This window comes from Comamonas trifloxystrobinivorans, assembly GCF_043359985.1.
GTDB lineage: Bacteria > Pseudomonadota > Gammaproteobacteria > Burkholderiales > Burkholderiaceae_C > Comamonas > Comamonas trifloxystrobinivorans.
On the sequence record NZ_JBHZGV010000003.1, the window covers coordinates 275,763 to 295,782 of the forward strand.

General features: G+C 59.8%; 17 protein-coding genes. 14 read left to right on the forward strand and 3 right to left on the reverse strand.

What is annotated here, in order from left to right; translation table 11 throughout:
• Positions 1–22: 22 nt before the first annotated feature.
• Positions 23–1,498 (reverse strand): trypsin-like serine protease, encoded by a 1,476-nt coding sequence (locus ACFIQF_RS04480; RefSeq protein ID WP_393940498.1) that lies wholly within the window; start codon positions 1,496–1,498, stop codon positions 23–25.
• An 84-nt stretch (positions 1,499–1,582) separates the two neighbouring features.
• Entirely contained in the window at positions 1,583–2,155 is a 573-nt protein-coding gene (gene ruvA, locus ACFIQF_RS04485; RefSeq protein WP_393940501.1) for a Holliday junction branch migration protein RuvA, read from the reverse strand.
• 85 nt (positions 2,156–2,240) lie between these two features.
• On the opposite strand from ruvA, the gene ACFIQF_RS04490 reads away from it, so the two are divergent.
• The 3 genes from ACFIQF_RS04490 (at position 2,241) to ACFIQF_RS04500 (ending at position 4,907) form a co-directional block, all read left to right on the forward strand.
• Positions 2,241–3,188 (forward strand): PhoH family protein, encoded by a 948-nt coding sequence (locus ACFIQF_RS04490; protein ID WP_393940693.1) that lies wholly within the window; start codon positions 2,241–2,243, stop codon positions 3,186–3,188.
• Between the two features lie 64 nt (positions 3,189–3,252).
• Positions 3,253–3,711, forward strand: coding sequence for an rRNA maturation RNase YbeY (gene ybeY / locus ACFIQF_RS04495; RefSeq protein WP_393940504.1), 459 nt, complete (start codon positions 3,253–3,255; stop codon positions 3,709–3,711).
• 443 nt (positions 3,712–4,154) lie between these two features.
• Positions 4,155–4,907 (forward strand): sulfite exporter TauE/SafE family protein, encoded by a 753-nt coding sequence (locus tag ACFIQF_RS04500; protein ID WP_393940506.1) that lies wholly within the window; start codon positions 4,155–4,157, stop codon positions 4,905–4,907.
• A 26-nt stretch (positions 4,908–4,933) separates the two neighbouring features.
• Here ACFIQF_RS04500 and ACFIQF_RS04505 read toward each other — a convergent pair whose 3' ends face one another.
• A complete protein-coding gene (locus ACFIQF_RS04505; protein WP_393940508.1) occupies positions 4,934–5,698 on the reverse strand; it encodes an IclR family transcriptional regulator in 765 nt (254 codons plus the stop codon).
• Between the two features lie 352 nt (positions 5,699–6,050).
• Between ACFIQF_RS04505 and ACFIQF_RS04510 the strand changes: the two genes are divergently transcribed.
• From ACFIQF_RS04510 to ACFIQF_RS04560, 11 genes are all read left to right on the forward strand, one after another.
• A complete protein-coding gene (locus ACFIQF_RS04510) occupies positions 6,051–7,085 on the forward strand; it encodes an AraC family transcriptional regulator (protein ID WP_393940511.1) in 1,035 nt (344 codons plus the stop codon).
• Between the two features lie 664 nt (positions 7,086–7,749).
• Positions 7,750–8,838 carry a histone deacetylase family protein gene (locus tag ACFIQF_RS04515; protein ID WP_393940514.1) on the forward strand — a complete coding sequence of 363 codons (1,089 nt, stop codon included), beginning with the start codon at positions 7,750–7,752 and terminating at the stop codon, positions 8,836–8,838.
• Positions 8,822–10,204, forward strand: a complete 1,383-nt coding sequence (locus ACFIQF_RS04520; RefSeq protein ID WP_393940517.1) for an aminotransferase — start codon at positions 8,822–8,824, stop codon at positions 10,202–10,204. The genes ACFIQF_RS04515 and ACFIQF_RS04520 overlap by 17 nt, the downstream gene beginning before the upstream one ends.
• A gap of 24 nt (positions 10,205–10,228) precedes the next feature.
• Positions 10,229–11,833, forward strand: a complete 1,605-nt coding sequence (locus ACFIQF_RS04525; RefSeq protein WP_393940519.1) for an ABC transporter substrate-binding protein — start codon at positions 10,229–10,231, stop codon at positions 11,831–11,833.
• Between the two features lie 10 nt (positions 11,834–11,843).
• Positions 11,844–12,821 carry an ABC transporter permease gene (locus tag ACFIQF_RS04530; RefSeq protein WP_393940522.1) on the forward strand — a complete coding sequence of 326 codons (978 nt, stop codon included), beginning with the start codon at positions 11,844–11,846 and terminating at the stop codon, positions 12,819–12,821.
• On the forward strand, positions 12,818–13,657 hold the full coding sequence (locus ACFIQF_RS04535; protein WP_393940524.1) for an ABC transporter permease: 840 nt from the start codon (positions 12,818–12,820) through the stop codon (positions 13,655–13,657). Before ACFIQF_RS04530 ends, ACFIQF_RS04535 begins: the two co-directional genes overlap by 4 nt.
• The gene (locus ACFIQF_RS04540) at positions 13,657–15,315 is read left to right on the forward strand and encodes an ABC transporter ATP-binding protein (protein ID WP_393940526.1); all 1,659 of its coding nucleotides are present in this window, start codon (positions 13,657–13,659) and stop codon (positions 15,313–15,315) included. The genes ACFIQF_RS04535 and ACFIQF_RS04540 overlap by 1 nt, the downstream gene beginning before the upstream one ends.
• 36 nt (positions 15,316–15,351) lie before the next feature.
• Positions 15,352–16,362 carry a Bug family tripartite tricarboxylate transporter substrate binding protein gene (locus tag ACFIQF_RS04545; protein WP_393940527.1) on the forward strand — a complete coding sequence of 337 codons (1,011 nt, stop codon included), beginning with the start codon at positions 15,352–15,354 and terminating at the stop codon, positions 16,360–16,362.
• A 48-nt stretch (positions 16,363–16,410) separates the two neighbouring features.
• On the forward strand, positions 16,411–18,006 hold the full coding sequence (locus tag ACFIQF_RS04550) for an ABC transporter substrate-binding protein (protein WP_393940529.1): 1,596 nt from the start codon (positions 16,411–16,413) through the stop codon (positions 18,004–18,006).
• 11 nt (positions 18,007–18,017) lie between these two features.
• Positions 18,018–19,112 (forward strand): ABC transporter permease, encoded by a 1,095-nt coding sequence (locus ACFIQF_RS04555; protein ID WP_393940531.1) that lies wholly within the window; start codon positions 18,018–18,020, stop codon positions 19,110–19,112.
• Entirely contained in the window at positions 19,109–20,014 is a 906-nt protein-coding gene (locus ACFIQF_RS04560; RefSeq protein WP_393940534.1) for an ABC transporter permease, read from the forward strand. The genes ACFIQF_RS04555 and ACFIQF_RS04560 overlap by 4 nt, the downstream gene beginning before the upstream one ends.
• The last annotated feature ends 6 nt before the right edge of the window (positions 20,015–20,020 follow it).

Below are 20,020 nucleotides of genomic sequence, written 5' to 3' on the forward strand. Positions count from 1 at the left end.
AAGGTTTCAGCGGAGTGGGCGATTAACCGGCCAGCCAGGTCCAGAGCTTGCTGTTGAAGACCTTGTCAAAGCGGCCATAGTTGTCGCGCTGGAAAGCTGGAGCTGAGGAGCATTGGCTGGAGCCCGCGTACAGGGTTCCGATGATGCGGCCACCGCTGAAAATGCTGGAGCCGCTGGAGCCCATTTCAGTCACACCCTGGCTCCACAGCACGGTGTAGAAGTTGCTGTCAGAGTTACCCGTGGTGCAGCTCACACTGACACCACCCGCAGAGACGCAGTTGGCATAACCATTGATCGAGCCCACGCTGTACTTGAGCATGTCGCCTTGTGGATGGTGCAAGCCATAGGTGGCCAAGCCGGTGCTCAAAGTACGAGCATCCCAACCCGCGTAGGTGACGCCGGCAGGCGGCATTTGCTTGAGTTGGAGGAAGGACGAGTCCGTGCTTGCCGTTGCATACAGCAGGTCGGCACCACCATTACGCACCGCCAGGTTGCTGCCTGGCGAAGTAGCGTTGCAAGTTTCCGATCGGTAGAACCAAGCCGTTTGCAAGGTCGATGCAGCAGATTGCGTCGATATGCAGTGGTTGGCCGTCAGCAAATAAGGCTTGAAATCGCCCTTGGTGTTGTTGACCAAAGTACCCGTGCACAAGTAGGAACTGCCACCCTCGGTAAACGCCATGCGCGCCACCGCATTGCGCTCGGTCTGGTAGTTGTTGGTGCAGCTGGCATCGAGGTTGCAGCTGCCCGAAGCCGCCTTGGTGGAATCAGCCCATTCCGCCTCAGTGGGCAGCGCCAGGTTCTGGTAGATGTGCGAGATGGTCGGGATCGCAATGCGCAACTGGCTCACTGCAGTGCCGGCAGGCAGCACCACCTCAAGCGTGGCATTGCCAGCGCCCACATCGGGCGACCACCAGGTATTGGCATCCGCACCGCTGGCACCGGCCTTGCGGTTTTGCGCCAGCAGGGCGTTCACTTCGGCGCCGCTGGTTTGCACAATGGCGTTCGGATGCTCCTGGCTATACACACGCAGCAGTGCGCCATCAGGCAAGCTCTCCACTTGCACGCCAGCGCGCAAGCCATAGGCGCCGCCGGATTCAATATTGATGGCCGCCGCCTGGCTGCCATCGGCCAGCGTCTGCCACTGCAGTGCGCTCTGGGTTTGCGCAGCCGTGCTGGTAGCCGCTACCGAGCGCGGCACGCCGATCTGCATGCGCGGGCCAGCCATGCCAGCTTGCTCGGCCTTGCTGGTGTCCGCCTCGGGCAGGCGGATGTAGGTGGTCTTGATATTGCCAACCAGCGCTTTCGGCGCGGCCGCCGACTTGGCAGCCGACGCTGGCAGCACTACCGAATCCAGGTAATACGCGGTCGGCTTGGTAGCGCTACCGTCGCCGCCATCATCGTTGCTGCTGGAGCCGCCGCCGCAGCCCGCCAATGCCAGCGCTGCTGCTACGCCGCCAGCCCAAACCAGATCACGCAGTGCGTGTGGTGCTTTACTCATGCTCTTGCTTCCTCTCGTTGGCACCCAGTGGTGCTTGGTGTGTCTATCGCTATCCAACAGATTCTATCGGCCTGCTGCTTTTTATTATTTTGCCAGCGCCTTCAGTGCCTGTTTGATACCGTCGGCAACGCCAATATCTGCCGGCAACAGCTTCAGCGCAGCGGCTGCATCCTTGTCGCTATAACCCAGGGCCACCAGCGCCTGCAAAATGTCAGCCTGCGCGTCGTTCACCGCCACGGCCTTGGCGCCGATATCGGCCCCGAGCTTGCCCTTGAGCTCCAGCAACAGGCGCTCGGCGGTCTTCTTGCCGATGCCGGGCACTTTCACCAAACGGCCCGCCTCTTGCAGCGACACGGCCTGCGCCAGATCGTTAACACCCAGGCCGCTCAAAATCGACAGCGCGGTGCGCGGGCCCACGCCCGAGATCTTGATCAGCTCGCGGAAAGTCTGGCGCTCCTCGCCCGAGCCAAAGCCGTAGAGCAGCTGCGCGTCTTCGCGCACGATGAACTGGGTCAGCAGCACCACCTTCTCGCCCACCGCAGGCAGGTTGTAGAACGTGCTCATCGGCACCTGCACCTCGTAACCCACGCCATGGCAATCCACCAACACTTCCGGTGGGTTCTTTTCCACCAGGGTTCCGCTCAATCGGCCTATCATTCGTATCTTTCCTTGTTTGTGCGTGCCAAGGCGCCTTGCCTTTGCCAAGCTGCAAGCATACTGACATTTGGATGGAACCCGCCGCGTGATCCTGCGCCATACCTTTACGCCCCACGACAACCACCGCCTCGCCAACCTGTGTGGGCCCGCCGATGCGCACCTGCGCCTGATCGAAAGCCACCTGGCGGTCAAGATTGCCCACCGCCACGAACAGTTCAAGGTAGACGGCCCCAAGGCCGTCGCCAACGAAGCGCTGGAGCTGCTGCAAGCCCTGTACGAGATGGCCGATGCGCCGATCAGCGAAGACCAGATCCAGCTCATGCTCGCCGGCGACGCCGAGCTGATTGCCGCCCCCGAAGGCGCCGTGGTGCTGAACACGCGCCGCGCCGACCTGCGCGCCCGCACGCCCAACCAGAACACCTACCTGGAAAACATTGCCGCCCACGACATCACCTTTGGCATTGGCCCGGCCGGCACCGGCAAAACCTATCTGGCTGTGGCCTGCGCGGTCGATGCGCTCGAGCGCAGCAATGTGCAGCGCATCGTGCTCACCCGCCCCGCTGTGGAAGCCGGTGAGCGCCTGGGCTTTTTGCCTGGTGATCTGTCGCAAAAGGTCGACCCGTACCTGCGCCCGCTCTACGACGCGCTGTACGACCTGATGGGCTACGACAAAGTGCAAAAAGCCTTTGAGCGCAACGCTATCGAGATTGCGCCGCTCGCCTTCATGCGCGGCCGCACCTTGAACCATTCCTTCATCATCCTGGACGAGGCGCAAAACACCACGCCCGAGCAGATGAAGATGTTCCTCACCCGCATCGGCTTCGGCTCCAAGGCGGTGGTCACCGGCGACGTGAGCCAGATCGACCTGCCCAAGGGCCAGATGAGCGGCCTGATCGACGCTGAGCGCGTGCTCAAACGCGTCAAAGGCATTGCCATCAGCCACTTCACCAGTGCTGACGTGGTGCGCCACCCGCTGGTGGCCCGCATCGTCGACGCCTACGACAAGCAGCGCCGCCCGGCCCGCGAAGCCTGACCCTCACACCACTTACCGCTAGCGCCCCACCCCACGCTCAGCCTCAAAAAAATACCGAACAACCATGGCTTTGAATGCTTTAACCCTTTCGCTGCAATTTGCCAAATTCGACGGCGTGGCCGAACACCGCGCCGTGCTGCAGCGCAGCCAGGTCACGCGCTGGATCCGCCACGCGCTCAGCGACGACGCCGAAATCACCGTGCGCATCGTCGACGCCGAAGAAGGCCAGGCGCTCAACCGCGAATACCGCAAAAAAGACTACGCCACCAATGTGCTGACCTTCGACTACCAGCAAGCGCCCACCGTGATGGCCGACCTGGTACTGTGCGCCCCCGTGGTAGCCCGCGAAGCCCAAGAGCAAAACAAATCGCTGCAAGAGCACTACGCCCACTTGCTGGTGCATGGCACCTTGCACGCCCAAGGCTGGGACCACGAAACCAGCGAGCAAGATGCCGAAGAGATGGAGGCCTACGAGACCGCCATCATGCAAGAGCTGGGCTTTGAAGACCCGTACAAGAAGTAGCCTTTCTTTTTTCAGGTTTGCATGGGCCGTATGACGAAGCTGAAACCATTTAAGGCGTTAGCAATCTTCGTTTTGGGGTGCCGACAGAGGAGCCCAGGCTTTGTTGTCCGGCCTTGCCATACCGAAGTATTGTCTGCGGCCGGAACGTCGCGCCTGGACACCTCTGTCGGCATTGTGGCTCCCGATCCACAGACCAACTTTGCTGCTGACTAGGCTGTTTTTTCATACCATTAAGCAGCATTGATTTAATACAGCATTTGCCGCTCTCACCGCTTAGGCCAACTGTTTCAGCCCTGCCATTCACCCCGCTTGCCGCCAGGCAGTAATGACTTTTAGGCGACCAATACCAGCAGTATTACGCGCCATTCACACCTAGAATCCTCCAAAACCCGCCAACCCCGGCTTGCATGGCGCAGCCAGGGCCGGGCCTGACAGGAGGAGACATGGCCGATATCGCGATCTTGCTCGCGGCAGCGTTTGTCGCTGGCGCACTCAATGCCGTTGCCGGCGGCGGCAGCTTTCTGACCCTGCCGGCGCTGGTCTTTACCGGCGTACCACCGGTCGTAGCCAACGCCACCGGTACGGTCGCACTGCTGCCGGGTTATGCGGCAGGCGCCTGGGGTTTCAAAGACGACATGCAAGCGCCGCCCGGCCTGTCGATGAAAGCCGTGGTCGTGCTGGCCTTGATCGGTGGCGCAGCAGGCGCTGCGTTGTTGCTGGTTACGCCAGACGCCACTTTCCGCAAAATCGTGCCCTGGCTGCTGCTGGCGGCCACCGCCATGTTCGCTTTTGGCCCGCAGCTGCGCGCCTGGGCCTCCAAAGGCAACACCAACACCGCACCCTCGGCCACCAAAGCGGCGCTGGGCATGTTGGCCGTCTCCATCTATGGCGGCTACTTCAATGGTGGCCTGGGCATTCTGCTGCTGGCCTTGCTCGGCCTGCTGGGCCAGACCAATTTGAACGCCATGAACGGCACCAAAAACCTGGTCTCCGCCCTGCTCACCGCCATCGCCGTCGCCATCTACGCCGCCGGCGGCGTGGTGCAGTGGAAACAAGCGCTGATCATGATGGTGGCCGCCACCCTGGGCGGCTACCTGGGCGCCCGCGTGGCCCGCAAAATCCCCGCCAACTGGCTGCGTGCAGGCATTGTGCTGACCGGGTTGGTGATGGCGGTGCTGTTCTTTTTGAAGGGCTGAGGCAAGCCTCTCCATCGCGCCAGGCCTCAACGTCTTGTCGAGGAGGCGCGGCGAGCCCCCAAACGCTCAGATATCTGCGCGGCAGCCGCAACCACCAAGGGCGAAAACGCCTTGATCTGCGCAGGCTTGAAGCGCTCCTTCGGCCCAGACAAGCCTAACGCAGCCACCACATTCCCGCTGGCATCGCTGACCGGCGAGGCAATGCCATAGACATTCTCATTCCACTCCCCCCTGTTGACCGCATAGCCCTGCACGCGGATGCGCGCCATCTCCTGCAAAAATTTTGCGGGATCAACAATAGAGAACTTGGTGTGCGCCACCAGGCTCTGCGCAACACCCTGGATCACCTCTTCGGACCTGAAAGCCAGCATCGCCTTGCCGGTAGCAACACAGGGAGCGCTGGATCGGCCGCCAATCTGCGTATAGGCCCGCACCGGATTGGGGCTGTCGAGCTTGTGAACATAAACCACTTCGTTGCCGTCCAGCACAGACAAATGCACGGTCTCGCGCGTTTCTTCCAACAGCCGCTCCATCACCTGCTCTGCATAGACACGCAGGTCCAACTTGGACAAGACCGCCGACCCCAACTCCCACAATTTGATCGCGGCCATATAGCGACCGCTTTTTTCGTCTCGAACAATAAAGCGCGCCTCAGTCAACGCCTGCAGCAAGCGGTGCACATTGCTTTTTGCCAGGCTCAATGCGGCCGCGATCTCGGTCAAACCCAAGGCACGGTCGCTATGGGCCAATAGTTCAATGATCGCCAAGCCCTTGACTAAGGTGTTGTTCATAAGCTTTTCCACTTCATCCAAAAACAGCTTGAAACCCAAAGGCTATGGCCGCCATGCAAAGCAGTTTGAAAACACCTGCCACGTCCATGCTGGCGAGCACCGCTATCGCGTGCCCCGACTCTAACGCCAACGGCGGCTCAACGCTCCTTGCGGGTGCTCCTTTGGGAGGTACAGCATCGCCCGCTGAGAAGCCATGCTTGACCTTGATCGTGCCTCCATCCTTTCGCGCATTTCCCCTGGGACTTTCCCGATATACGGAAACCGCATTTATAAAATATAAAACAGTAGTTCTATTATTTGGAACTTCTTGCCATGATCGAAAGCATGTTGCACATCATCAGGAAGCACGGCCATGACTACGAGAATTGTTGTTGGCGCCATCAGCACGAAAGCACACCACGTCGCCTCTGATTTGCTGGAGTCACTGCTGCTGCATCGCAGAACACACGCCAAGCCCAGCACAGCGCCGCCCTTGGCACAAAACCGCAGCAACGACGCTGCACGGATTCCGCTGTTCAGCTACACCAACATGCTGGAGGAAGCCGCGCAACAAAGCGGGCGCGCGCAACTGGGCCTGGAAATGGCCGCCGCGGCGCATTCCATCTCGCCATCGATATTTGGCGACCTTTTTGACTTTGCGCCGTCTGCGGGTGATGCACTCGGCGCGCTGGTTCGATTTTTTCCCGCTGCACAAACAGGCACCACCGTCAAGCTGGAGAAGCTGCAAAATACCGCCCGGTTTGTGTACAACATCGACGACATGAGCATCAAAAACCGGCTCCAGGACAGCGCCTACACCTTGGGCAAGGTATGGCGCTCCCTGCGCAGATGCACGGGTGAGCGCTGGGCCTTGGACCAGGTCTCCATCGCAGCGAAATGCCCAGACCACCCTGAGGCATACAAGCGCTTCTTTGGCGCTCCCGTACAGTTTGACGCGCCCACTACGGCGCTGTGGTTCTCGCAAGAGCTGCTGCTGCAGCCAATCGCCACCGCCAACCCGGCCCGTTTTCATGAGTACTGCAAGCGGATGGAGCTGCAAATGCACCCCAACAGCGAAGCAGCCGCTCTATTGCAAGCAGCGTTGAGCGAATGGATGCGGCATTCTGCCTGGCAAGAAACCAGCTCGCTGGAAAACGCAGCTGCCAGCTTCGGCACGACTGCACGCACCTTGCAACGCCGACTCAAGGCACAAGGCATTAATTTTCAGGAGCTGCGCGCTCAGGTGCGCATGGACATGGCCCAGCAACTGCTGCAAGAGCGCGAGCTGAGCATCACACTCATCGCTGAGAAGCTGGGCTTCAGTGAATCGAGCGCTTTCACCCGCGCCTTTCGCCACCATGCTCAGCAAAGCCCCAGACAATTCCGCCAGTCGATAGCAGTCCACTAAGAGCGTGTTTACGATCTCCTCGCGCCACGACAACGGCTTTGCGAGGTAATGAGCTCCTCGCAAATTCCGCTTTTGCAGTATCCAAGAGTCTCTCTTACCGCCGCGCTAATGCTTCGCAAAGCCGCCGTCCACAAGGGTTGCACTGAAATCGGCCGATTTCGCAGCGTTGGGCCTTGAATGCACATCGGTGCATTCTGCGCCCCATCACAGCGAACTCGGACTCGATTGCAGCACAACGTGACTGCGTAGAGATCGTAAACACGCTCTAAGAGCGGTTTCAAGCTTGGAATGAGGCACGCAGAATGAAGCCGCTGATCCCCTGCAATCAGCCAATTTTGCAGCGTAGATATCCATTCAATACCACGCGCACCTCCTTGCCTGCTGCATCTCTCATGCAGCGCAATGCATTTTCCACACGTTGATTTCATGGCACTAAGCCAGCGACAGCCAGAGAAAAATTCAAGCCTGGTTGCTAGCTGCCGACTCTCCACGCTAAAGCAATCCCTGGAGCCTAAGCTCTCGCTGCGTCGATAAAGGAACGCTTGTCGCCGTGCGTGCGCTCAAGACCGCGAGCGACCTTCGCCCCAGTGGCCGATTGTCGTGTTCCGTCAATTCTTTCTGTTCCTCGCTAACTAAGCTGGTGTTTAGCGAACAGGAGCAAGAATTGAAATTCACCTACTCTCCGGATCATTATTCACATGCCCCACAAGAGATCATCGTGCGCGGCAATGCGGTGAGCAGCTTGGAGTCTCCAGCACGTGCTGAAGTGTTGCGAGACCATCTGCTGACACACGGTCATGTGGAAGTCAGACCACATGGCTGGGATCAAACCTGGATTGCCGACGTGCACGATGCGGGCTACCTGGCGTTTTTGGAAAGCGCATTCTTGCGCTGGAAGCGTTTGCCTAACGCCAGCTCTGTCATCCATCCACACGCATTTGCTCACTACAGCTCACGCCGCCGCCCAGAGAGCATCCAAGGCCAAGTGGGCTACTACCTGGCTGGCGGCTCCAGCCCCATCACCGCAGGCACGTGGGATGCGGCAGTAGCTTCAGCACATACCGCACTTGAGGCTGCTCGCTTGGCACTGGAGGGTGAACGCGAGACCTACGCATTGTGTCGACCACCAGGCCACCATGCCTACGCAGATTTTGGCGGCGGATTTTGCTATCTCAACAACGTAGCTATTGCAGCCAACTATCTGGCCAAAAAGCTGGGGCAGGTAGCCATTCTCGATATAGACACCCACCACGGCAATGGAACGCAGTCCATCTTCTACGCGCGTGGGGATGTGCACTTCGTTTCGGTGCATGGAGACCCCAACGTTCTCTTTCCGTTTTACGCGGGCTACGCAGACGAGTGTGGCGAAGGTGCTGGCCAGGGCTGCAACCTCAACCTGCCACTTCCCCTGAAATCGGAAGACCCAGCCTGGCTCGATGCGATCGACCAGGGCATGGCAGCCATCCAGACATTTCAACCCAAGGCGCTTTTGGTATCACTGGGCTTTGATCCCTTCAAGGGGGACCCCTCGTCCGATTTGGCGGTGAGCACCGAAGGATTTCGCATGGCCGGCGAGCGGATCGGCCAATACCGCGGCCCCGTGGTGCTGGTCCAAGAAGGCGGCTACCTCGTAGAGAAGCTGGGCGAGAACCTCAACGCATTTCTTGACGGCTTTCTGCGCTCGCGTGGTGCCGCAGCACAAACCAACACCTCCCATCCACACCCAGGAGACCACCATGAGCAACACGCCTGACCAGAATCGCGAGAAAGACATCGCACACGTTGTACACCCCTACTCCAACCTGGACGCACACGACCAGCGCGGACCGCTGGTGATCACGCGGGGCGACGGCTGCTATGTGCAAGACGACAGCGGCAAGCGCTATTTGGAAGGCATGTCCGGGCTATGGTGCGCCTCCCTCGGTTTCTCCGAGAAACGCCTGGTGGATGCAGCGACACGCCAGCTCAGCACCCTGCCCTACTACCATCTATTCAACCATCGCTCACACCCTCCGGGCATTGCGTTGGCCGAGGCACTAACCCAGATCGCCCCCGAAGGTCTCAACCATGTACTGTTTGCCAACTCCGGCTCAGAAGCCAACGATGCGGCAGTCAAACTGGTTTGGTACTACAACAACCAGCTGGGCCGACTGAAGAAGAAAAAAATCATCTCGCGGCTTTATGGCTACCACGGAGTGACAGTGGCCTCTGGCAGCTTGACCGGTTTGGTCCACGTGCATCGAGATTTCGACCTGCCTATCCCGCAGGTTCTGCACACGGACTGCCCCAGTTATTACCACTTTGCTCAGCCCGGCGAGAGCGAGGCACAGTTCACTGAGCGCTTGGCCAACAACCTGGAGCAGCTCATTCTGAGAGAAGGCGCAGATACCGTGGCAGCTTTTATCGCCGAGCCGATCAACGGCTCTGGCGGAGTCATTGTTCCGCCCGACGGCTACTTCGAACGCGTTCAGGCCATCCTCAAAAAGTACGACATCCTCTTCATCGTGGACGAGGTCATTTGCGGCTTTGGGCGCACAGGTCAAATGTTCGGTAGTGACAGCTTTGGTCTGAAGCCCGACATGATGACCGTCGCCAAAGGCCTGTCTGGCGCCTACCAGCCCATCTCAGGCTTGCTCATCACCGATGCCATCAACGATGCACTCAAAGCGGGCAGCCGCAAAAACGGAGCCTTTGCGCATGGTCTGACCTATGCCGCCCACCCGGTTGCTGCAGCGGTAGCGCTGGAGACCATCCGACTCTACCAAGAGCGCAACATCGTCGAGCAAGTGCAAAAAATTGCGCCCTATTTCTTCGAGCGCCTCCGTGCGCTGAGCCAGCACTCGCTGGTTGGCGAAGTACGTGGCATGGGCCTGCTGGCTGCTGTGGAAATTAGCGCCGACAAAGCCAGTAAAACGCCATTTCCAGCTTCAGCCGGCATTGGCGCATGGATTCAAAACAGGGCGATGGAGCACGGAGTGATCGTTCGCGCCATCAGCAACTGCATTGCGTTGTGTCCGCCTCTCATCATCGAGCGCGCACAAATCGACGAACTGGTCGATGGACTGGCGCGCGCGCTGGACGACGCCGAGAGCCATTTCGGCGTCGCAGCCCGAACCTGAAACCCTCAACCAACCAAGACGACCATGAAAGCCTTCCGCCAACTCATTCTCGCCCTGGGCGCTACTCTGCTCGCCAGCACCGCATTCGCGCAGGCTCCACGCGTTGGCGGTACGCTGAACCTCATCGTCAACCCGGAGCCCCCTGGTATCAATCTGGGCAACTCCAAATTGGGTCCAAGCTCCTTCGTAGGCAGCAAAGTCTACGAAGGGCTGATTTCGCTCACCCCCAAGCTCGAGCCCATTCCACGCCTGGCCCGGTCCTGGTCCATCTCGCCTGACGGCAAAACCTACACCTTTCAGCTCCGTCCCAGCGTCAAGTGGCATGACGGCAAACCTTTCAGCGCGGCCGATGTGGTGTTCAGCTTCAAGCAATACCTGCCCGCGACCTTTGCGCGCACCAGGCTGGTCATGGATCAGGTCGCATCTATCGAGGCGCCTGATGACTTGACGGTGGTTTTCAAGCTGAAGAACCCCTACCCGGCCTTCATGCTCATCTTCGAAGCCACGGGCGGCACCATCATGCCCAAGCATCTCTACGAGGGCGTCACGGACTACCGAAGCACACCGGTGAACAACACCATCGTCGGCACCGGCCCGTTCAAGATGGGCGAGTGGCGCCGCGGGGCATTTATCAAGCTGGTCAAGAACCCCCAATACTGGGACCCTGGCAAGCCGTATCTCGACACACTGTACTTTCATATTGTTCCCGATGCGGTAGGGCGCTCTATCGCATTCGAAAGTGGAAAGGTCGACGCCATCCGCGCCGGCGATGTAGAGAACTTCGAGATTGCACGGCTGGCAGCGTTACCGAATGCCAACCTGACCAAGGCTGGTTGGGAGTTTCTCCAGCCGGTCGGTTTTCTGAACCTGAACCTGCGCAACAAACCCATTGATGACCTGCGTTTTCGACAGGCCATTGCACACGCAATCGACCGCCAGTTCATCATCAAGAACATCTTTTCCACATTTGGTGAAATGGTCAACGGCCCTTTCCCACAGGGCTACGCCTTTCGGGACACCAGCGTGGAAACCCTTTATCCCTACGACCCGGCTCGCGCCAAAGCGCTGCTCGATGACATGGGGCTCAAACCCGCTAGCGACGGCACCCGGGTGACACTGCGCTTGCTGCCCTTGCCCTATGGCGAGGCATGGCAGCGGCTGGCTGAATACACGCGCGAACGCTTGAATGCGGTGGGAATCAAGACCACGATTGTCGCGACCGATGTTCCCGGCTGGTCGTCCCGCGCCTCCTCCGGCGACTTTGATCTGGCCTACAACTTTGTCTACTTGCTAGGCGATCCGGCCATAGGCATCAGCCAGACCTATCTCTCCACCAACCAGCTCAACCGCGGTACAGCGGCCAATATCGATGGCTATGTCAACCAGGAGGTGGATGCCCTGCTGGTGAAGGCCGAGCAGGAGATCAACCCGCAAGAGCGCGCCAAGCACTATTCGCAATTACAAAAGACCCTGTCACACGATCTGCCCATTCTCTGGACCCATCAAATGGTGATGCCCACGGTCTTCCGCACCAAGGTCAAAAATCTCATCAGCAGCGGACTCGGCATGAACGATAACTTCGCCGATGTCTGGTTAGATGCCAAGCCCACAGCGGGCACGGCGAAATAGGGCGATCACCATGGAGCGAACGGTCTACTTTGCCCAGCGTTGCTTCAAAGCAGTGTTGGTCATCCTATTCGTCATAGCCATCAACTTTGCACTGATCCGCGCTGCGCCTGGCGATCCAGCCACCATTCTTGCAGGCGAAGCTGGCGCTGTAGACGCGGAGTTCGTTGAGCGAATTCGCCAGGAATATGGCCTGGACAAGCCGATTCCGGTGCAGTTGCTCACCTATATGAAGCAGCTGATGAGCTTCGAGTTCGGCAACTCTTACCGAGAGAACCGGCCTGTCAAGGAGATCGTGCTGGAAAAGCTGCCTGCAACGCTGCTGCTGACGCTCAGCGCTCTGGGCTTCTCCGTGGTCACAGGCATAGGCCTGGGGATCGCTGCGGCCAGGCGCGCAGGCAGCTGGCTGGATACGGCTATTACCGCGGGATCGCTGGTCTTTTTTGCCATGCCGCTGTTCTGGATCGGGCTCCTGGCCATTGTCTTGTTTTCAATGAAGCTGGGGTGGCTGCCTCCTTATGGCATGAGCACCGTCGGTGCCGATAACACCGGTTTCGCAGCCTTGCTTGATACGGCCAAACACCTGGTGATGCCGGCCATCACCTTGGGTCTGTTCTATGTAGCCATCTATACCCGCGTCACACGCGCCGCTGCACTCGAAGTGATGGACCAGGACTTTGTCAAAACGGCGCGCGCCAAAGGCGTACCCGAGGGCCGTGTGTGGCGAAACCACATCCTGCGCAACTCCTTGTTGCCGGTCATCACCTTCGTCTCGCTGCAAGCCGGTCACATCCTGGGCGGATCGGTGCTAATTGAAACCGTCTTCGCCTGGCCCGGCATCGGGCGCCTGGCCTTCGATGCGCTATTTCAGCGCGACTACAACCTGCTGCTGGCGATTTTTTTCGTCAGCTCGGTGATGGTCGTCCTCTTCAATCTGATTGCCGACTTGCTCTACAGCATGGCAGACCCACGAATTGAGCTGCAGACATGAAAGCCATCTTCAAGCAACTGTTGCGTCAGCCCGTTGGCATCGCCGGCAGCCTGATACTGCTGGCCATCCTGGTGCTGGCATTGGGCGCGCCCTGGTTCTACCCTGGCGACCCGTGGGCCATGGTGTCCGAGCCCAATCTGCCGCCGTTCAGCCCCGGCTACCCTTTTGGCACAGACATGCTGGGGCGTGATGTGGCTGCCGGCGTGGCACATGGCGCGCGGGTGTCGCTCTTGATCGGTGTAATCGCCACCCTGGTGGCCGTGAGCGTCGGCACCATTCTGGGGGCCGTCGCAGGCTACTACGGCAGTTGGGTGGACGACACCATCATGCGTTTCACCGAAATATTCCAGACTATCCCTGGCTTTTTGCTGGCACTACTGATGGTGGCCATATTCGGTCCGTCACTCTATTCCATAGTGACAGCCATTGGTGTGATCTCCTGGCCCTCGGTCGCTCGCCTCGTCCGAGCCGAGTTTCTATCGCTGCGCTCGCGTGACTTCGTCAAAGCGGCAGTGCAGGGCGGCCAGTCCGATCTGCGCATTGTGTTTCGGCAGATCCTTCCCAATACGCTGTCTCCGATCATCGTTGCGGCCTCGCTGATGATGGCTACGGCCATTTTGCTGGAATCAGCCATCAGCTTTCTTGGGCTGGGCGACCGCAGCATGATCACCTGGGGCTACATGATCGGCTCCGGGCGCACCACCCTGCTGCAGAGCTGGTGGCTCTCCGCACTTCCAGGAAGTGCGATCTTCTTGACGGTACTGGGGCTCAACTTTCTTGGTGACGCGCTTAACAAAGCGCTGAGCCCGCGCCGCCGCTTCACGGGAGGTCACTGATGGATCAGCCATCCCATACAGCCTTGCTTCAAGTCCGCAACCTCACCGTCGCGCTGCCAGAAGGTGGCGATCGGCAGTTTGCCGTGCACGGTGTCTCCTTCGATGTGCCTGCAGGGAAGACTGTGACCGTGGTGGGAGAGTCCGGCTCCGGCAAATCAGTGATGGCCAACGCCGTCATGCAACTGCTGCCCGCACACAGCTTGCGCATCGTCGAAGGGGAAATTGTGCTTGCTGGTGAAAACCTGCTGGCGCTCCAGCGCGAGGAACTGCGTCTAGTACGCGGTGCACGCATAGGCATGGTTTTCCAAGAACCCATGACTGCCCTGAACCCGGTCATGCGCATCGGCGAGCAGATTGAAGAAGTGCTGCTGGTGCATGGTCACAAAGACGCCAAAAGCCGTGAGCGTCGGGTTCTCGAGCTGCTGAGAGAAATGAACTTGCCTGAGCCAGAAGCGCTACGGCACCGCTATCCGTTCCAGCTATCGGGCGGGCAACGGCAAAGAGTGGTCATCGCCATCGCGATGGCTTTGGCGCCCCAAATCCTGATTGCAGACGAGCCGACAACGGCGCTGGATGTTACGACGCAAGCGCAGATTCTGGCTCTCATCCGGCAGTTGCAGCAGACCCACGGCATTGGTGTTCTCTTTATCACCCATGATTTCGGCGTAGTGGCCGACATTGCCGATCGTGTGGTGGTGATGCAGCAAGGGCGGGTGGTAGAGGCCGGTACAGCCGACCAGGTGCTGCGCGCACCGCAACACCAATACACCCGCAGTCTGATCAACGCTGTACCGCGCCTTCGCTCAGGCAACAACGACAACTGCCAGCATGCACGGCCAACTCTGGTGCAGGTTGAAAACCTCCACAAGAGTTACCGTTCCCTCGGTATTAGCCTGTTTGACAAGCGCAGCCGCACAATGGCACTGAACGATGTCAGTCTCACTATTGGCGAGGGTGAGACCGTCGGCTTGATTGGCGAATCCGGCTCCGGCAAGACCACCTTGGGCCAATGTCTGATGCGTTTGCTGGACCTGGATAGCGGTCAGATTCTGTTCCGCGGGCAAGCCATCCAAGATCTGAAAGGGCGCGCACTCAAGGCTCTGCGTCCACAGATACAGATGATCTTCCAAGATCCTTTCGCCTCACTCAACCCGCGCCACCGAGTCGGGCAGATCATCACTGAAAACGCCATTGTCTGTGGCGTCTCGGCCGACGAAGCCCATCGGCGGATGCAGGAAGTGCTGAAGGTGGTCGGCTTGGATGCCAGCGTTGTCCATCGCTATCCCCATGAGTTCAGCGGTGGACAGCGTCAGCGCATAGGCATGGCTCGCGCCCTGGTCATGCAGCCCAGTTTGATCGTGGCTGACGAAGCGGTCTCTGCTCTGGACGTGTCTGTGCAACAACAGGTGCTATGCCTGCTGCGCGAGGTCCGTACCAGGCTCAATCTCTCAATGCTTTTCATCACCCACGATCTTCGTGTGGCCAGCCAGATTTGTGACCGCATTGCGGTCATGCACCAAGGGCGAATTGTTGAGACGGGAACGGTACAAGCAATCGCCCAAGCTCCCAGCCACCCTTACACCCAAAAACTGTTTGCAGCCATGCCGGGACAAGCGTGGGAGCGCGACGTCCAGCTGTTCCACCAAGCTGCAACCTGAGCATCGGGCCGCCCCATCAGATTCAGGAGTTCCCGCATGTCCATGTCTTACCTCACTCTGACCTTCTGCCGAGGCAGGAAATTTCACTGGAAAATTTTTGCCTTCTCTTTGCTCACGGCTCTGGTTGCCAGCGGCTCCGCTCTGGCCCAGGCGCAAGATTTTCCCACCCGGCCTATTCGCTTTGTCGTGGCCTACCCACCGGGTGGCAGTGTGGACTACGTTGCGCGGCTGCTGGCCCACACCATTGCACCGCAACTAGGCCAACCCATTGTGGTGGAGAACCGCGCAGGCGCATCAGGCATTGTCGGAACGCAGGCTATGGCTGCCGCTGCAGGCGACGGGCACAGCTTTTTGGTTGCCGCGACCGCGGTCATGGCCATCGTTCCACACTTGCGCAAAGTGCCCTTTGTTCCGCAGCGCGACTTTATCCCCGTAGCAAGGTTGGCAGATACGGTCAGTTTGTTCGCTGCCAACAAGCACATCCAAGCCAACAATTTTGACGAGCTGATTACCCAAGCCAAGCAGGAGAACCGCGAACTCAGGTTTGGCTACGTGGGCGTGGGCACCATCACCCATTTGATGGGAGAGATCATCCGCAACGAAACCGGCGTCAAACTGCTGTCTGTTCCCTACAAGGGCAATACCGACAATGTGAATGCAGCCCTGAGCGGTGAGATCGACTTCATCATTGACCCCACCGCCATCAGCCATGTGAAAAGTGGCGCACTCAAAGCCCTGGCCGTGAACGCCCCCCAGCGGGTGGCGAGCCTGCCCGAGGTTCCCACCATCAGAGAAGGCCAGGTTCGCATCACGGCAGCGCCCAGCTGGATCTCCCTGTTTGCTCCCAAGGCTACGCCGCCTTCCACAGTGGAGCGCATGTCGGCGCTCATGGCCGCAGCGCTGGCTGACCCAGAAGTTCAACAGAAGCTGTTGATGGGTGGCGTATCTGCGCACTACCAAGCTCCCGCCGAGTTTGCCCAACAAATTCAGAAAGACAGCCTCTTCTATGCGGAGCTCATCCGCAAATACGAGGTTTTGGCGGACTGAGCTTGCCTGTGCACGCGCCCGCTTCCATCCACACCCAACCGAGGAGCCATGATGAAAAGAATTCTGTCCCCGTCGCTGCGTGCCGCCGCACTGATTGCCCCTCTTCTGGCGCTGCCTGCCTGGGCGGCAACACCCAAAGACACCTTGGTGATTGCACGGGACATCAGCTCCTTTCTCACGCTCGACCCGCAAGAGGCATTTGAGATTGCATCCGGCGACAGCCTCAACAACCTCTACTTGCGGCTGGTTCAGCACGACCCGCTCGATTTCAGCAAGATCATTCCCGGTGCTGCCCAAAGCTGGTTCGCATCGCCCGATGGCAAGCAGATCACATTCACCATGGCCCCGGGGTTGAAGTTCCAGTCCGGCAACCCGCTCACCGCTGACGATGCCGCCTTCTCGCTGCAGCGCGGCATTTTGCTGGACAAGCAGCCGGCCATCATTCTCAAACAGTTCGGCTGGACGCGCGACAACGTGAAAGAGCGCGTACGTGCGGAAGGCGACAAACTGATACTCAGCTTTGAGCAGCCTTTTGCTACAGACCTGTTGCTGAGCGCCTTGAGCGCCACCATCGCTTCGGTGGTTGACAAGAAGACGGTGCTGGCCAACGCGAAAAATGGCGACCTGGGCAATGCCTGGTTGCGCAGCCATTCAGCCGGCGCTGGTGCCTACCGTTTGCTGGAGTGGAAAGCCAAAGACGCGGTGGTTCTGGAAGCCTTTCCTGGCTACCAGGCCGGGCCGCCCAAGCTCAAGCGCGTCATCGTTCGGCATGTCGCCGAGCCGGCCGCCCAGCGCATGCTGCTGGAAAAAGGCGATGTGGATGTGGCCTCGGATCTCAATCCTGACCAGGTCCAGGCCATCTCCAGCAAGCCGGATTTGAAACTGGTCCAGATTCCGCGCGGCAACGTCTATTACCTGGCACTCAATACCGCCAACCCAAAGCTGGCAAAACCGGAGGTATGGCAAGCCATGCGCTGGGCGATTGACTACGAAGGAATCGCCAAACAACTGTTTCGCGGGCAGTACCAGGTGAACCAGTCACCGGTGGCCAAAGGCACCGACGGTGCACTGGCCGAGGAGCCCTACCAGCTGGACATCGCCAAGGCCCAATCGCTGTTGAGCAAAGCGGGCATGAAAGATGGATTCACCATGTCTATCGATGTCATGAGCGCCAGCCCTTACCGCGAGATTGCCCAGGCCCTGCAATCCAGCCTGGGACAGGCGGGCATTGCATTGGATCTGAAGGTGGGTGAGCCATCGCAAGTACTGACCCGTTACCGCGAGCGCCGCCACGACATGATCGTTTTCGTCTGGGCGCCCGACTATTCAGACCCCAGCTCCACCTTGGAGTTCTTCAGCCGCAATACCGACAACGCGGATGCTTCTGCTCTGAAAAACGCCCCATGGCGTGCCAATTGGCTGACGCCGCAGCTCAGCGCTAAAGCAGATGCTGCGCGCCATGAATTGGACAACGCAAAGCGCCTGTCTGTTTATGCCGAGCTGCAACGCACGCTGCGCGATGACTCGCCCTTCAGCTTCATCGTTCAAAAGATCGAGCCCATTGCCATGCGCGCCAACGTCAAGAACTACCACGGCGCAGTGACCTTCGACTCTACCGCCTACCACGTGATAGAGAAAAACTGAGCCCCAGAACCGTGACTGAATCCACCGTATCACCAGCTCCAACCGATAGCTCGGCGCTTGCTCCCGCTTCCGTGTCTGGCCGCACCCTGCGCCGCAGCCTGCGCTGGCTGGGCTCCACTGTACTGACCGCTTGCATCACCTTGCTAGGCTTGCTGGTGGTCACCTTCGCGCTGGGTCGCGTGCTGCCGACCGATCCGGTGTTGCGAATCGTTGGTGACCGCGCGTCCCAGGAGCAGTACGAGAAAGTGCGCCGCGAACTGCGCCTGGACCAGCCACTGGCCCATCAGTTCGCAGCCTTTGTGAAGGATATGGCACGCGGCGACTTCGGCCAATCGCTGGTCACGGGGCAGCCCATAGGCAAAGATATTCGGCGCTACTTTCCCGCCACCTTCGAATTGGCCACGGTGGCCATCATTTGGGGCACACTGCTGGGCATTCCTTTGGGGCTGCTGTGTGCGCAGTATGCCAACCGCTGGCCCGATCATTGGGGGCGGATTCTGTCGCTCGGCGGGCATTCCGTGCCCATCTTCTGGCTGGGGATCGTGGGCCTGTTGCTCTTTTATGCCCAGCTCGGGTGGGTGGCTGGGCCGGGTCGGCTGGACGTCAGCTACCGCTACTCGGTGCCGGCCGTCACCCACCTCATGCTGATTGACACGCTGCTGGCCGGCGAATGGGATGCTTTTCGCAACGCACTCTCGCATCTGATCTTGCCCGCCGGCCTGCTGGCCATGGTCGCCCTCGGTTTTGTGGCGCGGATGACGCGCAGTTTCCTGCTGTGGCAACTGCGCCAGGACTACACCACGGTGCTGCGGCTGAAGGGCTTGAGCGAAAGCGCCATCCTCTGGCGCCATGCCTTGCGCAATGCAGCCGGCCCGATCATCGCCGTCGTCGCACTCACCTACGCCTATTTGCTCGAAGGCGCCGTCCTCACCGAAACGGTGTTCGCCTGGCCTGGCTTGGGCATGTACATCACAGACTCGCTCTTCGCCGCCGACATTCCTGCCGTACTCACCGCCACGCTGCTGGTCGGAACCATCTTCATGCTCGTGAACATTGCGAGCGAGCTGATTCAAACCGCCTTCGATCCCCGGGCGCGCACAGCATGAACACACGCCTCTCCACCGCCCAATGGCTGACCACCGACCTGCCCGCCACCCGTACCCAGGCGCGCCTGGGTGCGCTCTACCGGCTGCTGCGTCGTTTGCTCGCCAATCCTATCGGCCTGGCAGGGCTGATCCTGGTCGGGCTGATCGTACTGATGGCGCTGCTTGCACCTGGCTTGCCGCTGGCCGACCCGGTTTCCCAATCACTGGGCGATCGCCTGCTGCCTCCTTCCTCTGCGCATTGGCTGGGCACCGACACCCTGGGCCGGGACATTCTTGCGCGCGTCGTCTTCGGCGCCCGGCCCACTTTGGCCATCGTTTTCCTGGTGCTGGTCTGCTGCGTTCCCGCAGGCTTGCTGATTGGTGCCGCAGCCGGGTTGTGGGGCGGGTGGCTCGATGCCATTTTGATGCGCATAGCCGACGTATTCATGGCCTTCCCGCGGCTGATACTGGCGATCTCCGTGGCCGCCACACTGAGCTCCGGCCTGTGGACCGCAGTGATTGCCATAGCCATCACAGGCTGGCCACCCTATGCGCGGGTTGCACGTGCGGAAGTGGCGGCAGTACGCCATGCCGAATTCATCCAGGCCGCGCGAGCGCTGGGTGTCTCACGCACCCGGCTGCTGCTGCGCCACGCATTGCCTTTGTGCATGCCTTCGGCCTTGGTGCGTGCGGCGCTCGACGCGCCCGGCATTGTGCTTATCGTCTCCGGCCTGGGCTTCCTCGGTTTGGGGCTGCCGCCTCCCACGCCGGAATGGGGTGCCATGGTTGCGGAAGGCCGGGCGATCGTATTGGAGGCCTGGTGGGTGTCCACTCTGCCGGGCGTCTTGATCTTGCTGTTGAGCCTGGGCTTCAACTTTCTTGGCGACGCATTGCGGGACATCGTCGATCCCGGCGTGAAATAAGGAGGC